This is a genomic window from Catenibacterium sp. CAG:290, assembly GCF_000437715.1.
Classification (GTDB): domain Bacteria; phylum Bacillota_I; class Bacilli_A; order Erysipelotrichales; family Coprobacillaceae; genus Catenibacterium; species Catenibacterium mitsuoka_A.
The window spans coordinates 1-3,151 of sequence record NZ_FR898851.1; the positions used below are offsets into that span (position 1 = coordinate 1).

Consider the following 3,151-nt stretch of genomic DNA (forward strand, 5'->3'; position numbering starts at 1 on the left):
TTGAACACTTGACTTGTACATATTTCATCAAACAAAAACAAACTTGCCACGAAATCATGAATAATAGGATTAGTTATCTTTTTCTTTCTGTTATTTTTCGTTATAACAGGAACTGATGATAATAGCGAAACCAATCTCTTATTTACTATAATTGTTCTTCTCTTCTTGTCATACAAATGTGTATATACATATGGTTTTCTCAAAGTATTCAACAAACAGTTATTATGTGCCGATGCATTTCTAATGAATTTTAATGGCCATATAAGATCACTAGCAACTTCATTAGCCTGTTCTGGATATAATGAATAATACAATTCATATAACTTAATAAAATCACCAAATGATAAAACTTCAATCAAATTCCAAGCAGCCCAATTATTCTCATATTTATGAATCAAATCTGCACATGCTGAATTATATTTCTTTTGATTAATATGGTCTACCATAAATGGATATTTAGAAAACAGTTCTCTTATAACATGATAACCATCTTCTTTTTCATTCTTTGTAAGATCATCAATTAATTTGACTTTCAAAAAATGTTCTGTATGCAATGATATTCTAATGATCAATTCCCTTAAGTACATATCTAGCTTAGACAATTCTACCAGATATGCAAATTCAAGATTAATATATTGATTCTTTGACACGTTGTATTCAAATGATTTCTCATAAGATTTCAACTTAAAATAGTACGTACTATTTTGTAGATACTCTCGTGCTTCTTCTTTACTCATAATATTGAATTGAACATTCTTGTCTTCGAGATTTTTCAATTGCTCATCTATAGAGTACTTAGATTTCAATACTATTAACCTCCTCATATTTTCAATCAGTTATTCACTCATACTCTTCTTCAACTTCATATAAGACTTATAAGATGGTGTAGTTCTTTGAAGATATCCACTCTCATAAGCTTCACTCTTCTTAATATCATTTCTTTTCAAAATATCACAAAGATTTTCTACAGTAATACCATTACTATTTCTTGTAATAAATATGCTATCGTTACGGTCATATTCATCCATAAGTTCTAGATAATAAGTAGAAAAGAATAAAACACCACCTTTCTTTTTTAACTGACTATTCTTAAAAAAACGTATAAGAGTACTTACTATTTCTTTATTGAAACGATTTTCTATTTCATTAATCAACGAATAACCTCCTTCTCTCAATATTTCTCTTGCCATTGTGAAAGTAACTATTCCTTTAATTGTTTCCGAAAACAAATAATGTTCTATCTCTACTATATTATTCAAAAGAATTTCTTGTTTTTCTCTAAATTTTAAGTGAATAATTGATTTTTAACTTATTTCCGATTAAAAAAAAGAGGATCACTCCTCCTTACAACACTTCCCCATTACTACTTATTACATTCTTATACCATTCAAATGACTTCTTCTTAATTCTTCTCATATCCTTTAAGTCATCATTATCTCTATTCACATAGACAAAACCATATCTCTTCTTCATCTGTGCACGACTGCTTAAGATATCAATAGGACCCCAAGACAAGTATCCTCTGCAATCTACACCTTCTTCTACAGCTTTCTTCATCTCTTCAATATGTTTTCTCATATAATCAACACGATAATCATCATTAATAACACCATCTACTAACTGATCATCACATCCATAACCATTTTCTACAATATAGATAGGCATTTCATATCTGTCATAGAGTTGTCTTAAAGTAATACGTAAACCAATAGGATCTATTGTCCAGCCAAATTCAGACATTTCTAAATAAGGGTTCTTCTTAATAACTACATCTTCTACATTAGTCAAACTATCTTCACCATAATGGCTAATAGTAGACATATAATAGCTTATCGCAAGAGCATCTGTCTTACCCTTCTTAAGTATTTCAAAGTCGCCTTCTTCTATGACTGGCATTGTACCTTCTAGTTTCATATTTGCTAGGAAATAGCTGTTGTAATGTCCTCTCGCAAAGACATCTAGGAATACAAATGCTTCACTCTGAGCTTTCATAGATTCTAATGTATCTAATGGATGACATGTTTCAGGATAACTTTGTACAATAGTGGCCATACCTAAAACATAGCCTCCTTTTTGATGGATGTATTCGTTAATCAAACTATGCGCGATTAAAGTGTTATGCATAATTTGATGATCTAAAATAATAGGGTTTTCTCCTTCAGGATAAACAGCACCAAAGAACATCTTTGGTCCTTTCTGTAGTATTCCATTCTGTTCATTGAAGATAATCCAGTATTTTACTTTATCACAATAACGGTCTACAATCTTCTTGCATAATTCTACAAATAGATCAACAACCTTTCTACTCGCAAAACCATTGTATTTCTCATATAAGAATACAGGCATTTCAAAGTGATAGAGTGTAGGAATAGGTTCTATACCCCTCTTTAGTAATTCATCTATGAATTCATCATAGAAAGCAAAACCTTCTTCATTATATGTATTCTCATCACTCATAAGTCTAGACCAGTCTAAAGAGAAACGGTATGCATTAAATCCTAACTCTTTATATAAATCAAAGTCTTCTTTGTATCTATGATAAGCATCAATACCATTTTTAAAGTCTGAGAACTTACCAGTAACTGTCAAGTCACATACTGCAGGAACTTTCCCCCCCTTCAGTATATCCACCTTCACTTTGATGGGCAGTCACTGCACCACCCCATAAGAAATCTTTTCTTAGCATCTTTACTAACTCCTTTATTTATATTCTTATTTAATTCTATTAAGGCTATACTTGAATTTCAAGGAAGTAACACTTGAAAAGAAATAGTATATATTATTCTAACGCTCATTTAATACGTTTTAACGCTCATTATTATATTAATTTTTTGGCTTAGTTATGCGGTTTTTAACTTTCTAACGCTCATTTAACACTAACGAGTGTTAGAATAGAATATCATCATCCGTTGAATCTGGTATTTCAATTTCTAGAGTCTCTTCTCGAATTCTATAATATTCATCAACAACAGAATCAATAGATTTTCTATCTCCAGCTTTTTCATAAAATCCTATAAGTTTAGCCAACAGATTAAATGTCATAGGCTCATCAACACCATATTCCCTTAAACTCGCTTCATAATTTCTTTTGGCATATTCCGATGCCTTATCATATTGTTTTCTTTCACAATATGTATCGCAAATTGAACTT

5 protein-coding genes are annotated in these 3,151 nt (G+C 30.5%); all 5 read right to left on the bottom strand.

The features are described 5' to 3' along the window. A partial coding sequence (locus QVO42_RS08190; RefSeq protein ID WP_288164132.1) for an Abi family protein occupies window positions 1-806 on the bottom strand: 806 nt, incomplete at its 3' end. Window positions 807-836: 30 nt separating this feature from the next. Continuing rightward, entirely contained in the window at window positions 837-1,154 is a 318-nt protein-coding gene (locus QVO42_RS08195) for an AAA family ATPase (RefSeq protein ID WP_288164133.1), read from the bottom strand. 190 nt (window positions 1,155-1,344) lie between these two features. Beyond that, window positions 1,345-2,631 carry a glycoside hydrolase family 1 protein gene (locus QVO42_RS08200; RefSeq protein WP_288164135.1) on the bottom strand — a complete coding sequence of 429 codons (1,287 nt, stop codon included), beginning with the start codon at window positions 2,629-2,631 and terminating at the stop codon, window positions 1,345-1,347. After that, the gene (locus tag QVO42_RS08205; RefSeq protein ID WP_022425641.1) at window positions 2,591-2,686 is read right to left on the bottom strand and encodes a family 1 glycosylhydrolase; all 96 of its coding nucleotides are present in this window, start codon (window positions 2,684-2,686) and stop codon (window positions 2,591-2,593) included. Before QVO42_RS08205 ends, QVO42_RS08200 begins: the two co-directional genes overlap by 41 nt. A gap of 200 nt (window positions 2,687-2,886) precedes the next feature. After that, window positions 2,887-3,151, bottom strand: a 265-nt coding sequence (locus tag QVO42_RS08210; protein ID WP_288164138.1) for a hypothetical protein, incomplete at its 5' end; no start/stop codon positions are given.

Excerpts from the sequence above, each read along its gene's own strand:
- QVO42_RS08205 (WP_022425641.1), bottom strand. The coding sequence starts at position 2,686 with ATGCTAAGAAAAGATTTCTTATGGGGTGGTGCAGTGACTGCCCATCAA.